We start from the raw sequence: 3,847 nt of genomic DNA, 5'->3' as shown, positions 1-3,847 counted from the left end.
TGTCAGAGAGTTAAGGCGAGCTTTTTTGGGCTGTCGCCAGTCCAGCTTATCGAGGAGCATGGCGAGTTGTGAGCGGGTGATGGCGATTTTACCATCGCGTACAGCAGGCCAGATGAACTGGCCTTCTTCCAGCCGTTTGTACCTCACCCCAAAATGCAGCCTATATCACTGAAGATGAGCAGTTAGTTCTGGTCACTCACCCATTTCATCCCCTGTTTCTCCGTCGTTTACCCTGTGTGGGCAGACGATATAACCGGTATGGCGAGCGACTGTTACTGCAGACTGACAATTCGATTATCTGGTCACTTACTCCCGACTGGACGGCTCTGGTTGCACCCCACCCGGAAATTATGATGGGTCAGGGGGAAGCCCTTCTTCTCTTTGATGACCTGCTCACCCTGAGTGAGCTTGTTGAACAACTGTCTTCTGGAGGAAATGGCTCATTGTCTCGGCGGTCATGTAAAGATAATTACGCCGCAAAAGTAAAGGAAATTATGCCGCAAAGGAACTATCATGAATAGGTTTTGTCAAATTAAACGTCATAAGATAGGTATTCATGCTAATTTTTATCCTGATTTAGCTTACCATTCCGATTTAAATGATTTTACATATGAATTGCTATGTACGTCAGGAAACCATAATGTCGACAAAATGCAACCACAGGCTATCGAAGACCGAACTCCTCCAGAAAGAAGGCACGTTCAACCCTGCTTCCGGCAACGTGAAGGATCAGAAGTTTCGTACCAGCGACTTCTTCGATCCACACGATATTGTTCAGGTCAGGTACGAAATGCTTCGGCGGGTTTCTATCGACGGTTTGTCAGTGACAGAAGCGGCCAGCGAGTATGGTATTTCCCGACCAACGTACTACCTGGCACGGGAGAATTTCGCCATAAAAGGGATCGCAGGCCTTGTTCCAGACCGTCCCGGGCCACATGGTCCCCACAAACTCGACAGCAGGCTGATGGAATTTCTGCAGGCTCAGCTGATCCCTGGCGAACCGGTACGCGCCAGAGCGCTGGTCACGCTGGTCCAGACCGAATTTGGTATCGAGATTCATCCCCGAACCATCGAGCGTGCGTTAAAAAAGACCAAAAGATAACAACGCCTGTCATGCAGGCAGGGTTACCAACGGATGTCGTTGAGCGTTACGAAGTGCTGCGCAGTGCTGTCCTGGGGACAACACTGCCATTGATGGCGCGTCGCAGCCTGATGCTTTTTTTGCAACGAGGTATGTGGAGTTGGGCCAGTATCCCAGACCCCATAATACCTCTACCCGGTGAACAACACCGTCCTTCATTATTGACAACATACTCCCCCCACAAGGCTTCAGACATCATTTATGTACTCGCAACGATTGCAACCGGGTTTCACTAAAGGAGATCGCAATGAATACATACAGTAAAGTCCAGGCTCATCATCTCACTCGGGGGGCTTACCTCTATATAAGGCAGTCATCAATGCGACAGATTATTGAGAATGGTGAAAGCACCAGGCGGCAGTATGCCTTACGTGGACGTGCCGTTGCTCTGGGATGGCGTGAGGATCAGATTATTGTCATTGATAATGACCAGGGAGAGTCTGGTGCATCTGCAGTCTGGCGCGAAGGGTTTCAGCGACTGGTGAGTGATGTGGGGCTGGGGCGAGCCGGTATTGTCATGGGGCTGGAAGTTTCCCGCCTTGCACGAAACAATGCCGACTGGCAACGGTTGCTGGAGATCTGCGCGCTGGCCGATACGCTTATCCTGGATGAAGATGGTATTTATGATCCAGCCAGCTTTAACGACAGGCTCCTTCTCGGCTTAAAAGGGACAATGAGCGAAGCTGAACTGCATATGATCAAAGCCAGACTGCGTGGTGGTATCCTGACGAAGGCCCGACGGGGTGAGTTTCGTTGTGCGTTGCCAACCGGTTTCGTTTATGACGCCAGCGGTAATGTTGTGCTCGATCCCGACATCCAGGTCAGAGAAACCCTGCATCATTTCTTCGATACATTCACCCGGGTGGGATCCGTTTCTCAGACGGTTAAAGTTTTTAATAAAGAAGGGCTCCTGTTTCCTTCACGGTTACACAACAGCGAGACCCTTTTCAGGCCGCTGACGGTATCAACGGCGCAGAGAACGCTGACCAACCCGCGTTATGCCGGAGCTTATGCTTATGGTCGCCGCCAGTACCGGCGTAACTATGAGGGTAGAACCGTCATCCATAACCGGGCGATGAATGACTGGCTGGCGTGCATTCCTGATGCTCACCCCGGTTACATAAGCTGGAAAACACATCAGGATAATCTGGGTATACTCAGGGAGAACAGTCACGGGTACCAGGCCGCCCGGGCATCCCTTCCCCGGGAAGGGGCGGCATTATTGCAGGGGCGGGTGGTATGTGGACATTGTGGTCGACATTTACGGGTTCGTTATGCTGCCCGGCGCGGTCGTCAGGAGATATGGTATGTCTGCGACCGTGCACAGCAATATCAGGCCAGCCCCCACTGCCAGTCCATTGCCGGTCGGCCGGTTGATGAGGCCATCAGTATGCTGATTGCTGAACAGATGACACCTGTATCAGTAGAACTGACCCTCGCCATTCGCAGGGAGATAGAAAAGCGCTATGAGGAAGCAGACAAACTGCGTTGTTGTGCAATCGAGCGCGCACGAACGGAAGCCGATCTTGCCCAGCGACGTTTTATGCAGGTGGATCCTGATAACCGACTCGTCGCCGATACGCTGGAAAGTGAATGGAACGAAAAGCTGCGCATTCTGGCAAGTGTACGAGAAGAGCGAGAGCGTGCCAGCAGGCATGATAAATTGATTCTGGACAATGCGATCCACGACCGTCTGATTGCCATGACTGAAGATTTTGGGCGGCTCTGGCGTGGCAGCGAAATTCCACATCGTGAGCGAAAAAGACTGCTGGCACTCATTATCGAAGATGTCACACTCGTTAAACTGGTGGCAGAAGGTATCACCAGGATCCATGTCCGGTTTAAAGGCGGAAAAGTGAAGACGCTGGACACTTTTAATCCCAAATCACATGCGAAAAAAATCAAAACCCAACAGGATGTTATCAAGCTGATTGACAAACTTCTGAATAATCACCTCTACCCGGAGATTGCCGATATCCTTAACCAGCGAGGGTACCATCCGGGTTCAGCAGCCTGTAAGGGGAACGGTGATTTTCGTTTCACCCCCTTGCGCGTTGCCTATCTGACAAACCGCTACAAACTTCGCTCTCGCTATGATCGTCTGAGAGACCGCGGAATGCTGACAAAAAAAGAGGTTGCCCGTCATCTGAATATTCACGAACAAACGGTGGTCAGATGGGCTAAATATGGCCTGATTCAAAATCACGCGTACAATAAACAGTGTAGGCTTTATGAGCTCCCGGCTCCAGATCGTCTGCCGAAAAAACACTGTAGCCGATGGGATCCTCTTGAAAACAGACGCACTTTGGTCTCTCAGGAGCCGTCCCGCGATAAATACACCGATATAAAGGAAACAGATGCAGTATGAACGCAGATCGTTGGCGAAGAGACATAGCCCGTCGCGGTCGGCCCACAGGATTTTCACCATTCTGCCGCTGCGGCCACGGAACACGAAGATATGCCCGGAGAACGGGTCATCTTTCAGCGTGTTCTGGATCTTTGAGGCGAGGCCGTTGAACCCACATCGCATATCCGTAATACCAGCGATGATCCAGATTCTGGTACCAGTTGGCGGCGTTATCATCGAGCACCGCCTTTCATTTCATGGATGAGAACCCGCAGTATTTCAGGTGTCAACGGGTCAAAGAGCTTTACCACACCGGTTGTCAGGTGCAGTTCACATCGAGGAGCGCTATTATTTTCCGC

The 3,847-nt window shown here is 51.3% G+C and carries 3 protein-coding genes and 3 pseudogenes; 3 read left to right on the top strand and 3 right to left on the bottom strand.

Annotation, left to right across the window (positions count from 1 at the left end; all coding sequences use genetic code 11):
* Window positions 1-138: pseudogene (gene tnpB / locus ACRDCA_RS03405) on the bottom strand (IS66 family insertion sequence element accessory protein TnpB); the annotation flags it as partial.
* A 26-nt stretch (window positions 139-164) separates the two neighbouring features.
* Between tnpB (ACRDCA_RS03405) and ACRDCA_RS03400 the strand changes: the two are divergent.
* From ACRDCA_RS03400 to ACRDCA_RS03390, 3 genes are all read left to right on the top strand, one after another.
* Window positions 165-521, top strand: coding sequence for a DUF5372 family protein (locus tag ACRDCA_RS03400; RefSeq protein WP_438688304.1), 357 nt, complete (start codon window positions 165-167; stop codon window positions 519-521).
* A gap of 119 nt (window positions 522-640) precedes the next feature.
* A complete protein-coding gene (locus ACRDCA_RS03395; protein ID WP_438688303.1) occupies window positions 641-1,102 on the top strand; it encodes a helix-turn-helix domain-containing protein in 462 nt (153 codons plus the stop codon).
* A gap of 286 nt (window positions 1,103-1,388) precedes the next feature.
* Window positions 1,389-3,509: a recombinase family protein gene (locus ACRDCA_RS03390; protein WP_438688302.1), complete on the top strand. Its 2,121-nt coding sequence runs from the start codon at window positions 1,389-1,391 to the stop codon at window positions 3,507-3,509.
* A gap of 3 nt (window positions 3,510-3,512) precedes the next feature.
* Here ACRDCA_RS03390 and tnpB (ACRDCA_RS03385) read toward each other — a convergent pair.
* Both tnpB (ACRDCA_RS03385) and ACRDCA_RS03380 read right to left on the bottom strand, forming a co-directional pair.
* Window positions 3,513-3,725: pseudogene (tnpB, locus tag ACRDCA_RS03385) on the bottom strand (IS66 family insertion sequence element accessory protein TnpB); the annotation flags it as partial.
* A pseudogene (locus tag ACRDCA_RS03380) lies at window positions 3,722-3,847 on the bottom strand (IS66-like element accessory protein TnpA); the annotation flags it as partial. The pseudogenes tnpB (ACRDCA_RS03385) and ACRDCA_RS03380, both read right to left, overlap by 4 nt.

The sequence above is a fragment of the Serratia sp. (in: enterobacteria) genome (genome assembly GCF_051654945.1).
In the GTDB taxonomy this organism is placed as follows: Bacteria; Pseudomonadota; Gammaproteobacteria; order Enterobacterales; family Enterobacteriaceae; genus Chania.
Note: the sequence above shows the minus strand (reverse complement) of the source record. Positions and strands in the feature narration are given on the sequence as shown.

What these genes read in the sequence shown, in the direction of transcription:
- ACRDCA_RS03395 (WP_438688303.1), top strand. Translation starts at nt 641, where the DNA reads ATGTCGACAAAATGCAACCACAGGCTATCGAAGACCGAACTCCTCCAG.
- ACRDCA_RS03390 (WP_438688302.1), top strand. Translation starts at nt 1,389, where the DNA reads ATGAATACATACAGTAAAGTCCAGGCTCATCATCTCACTCGGGGGGCT.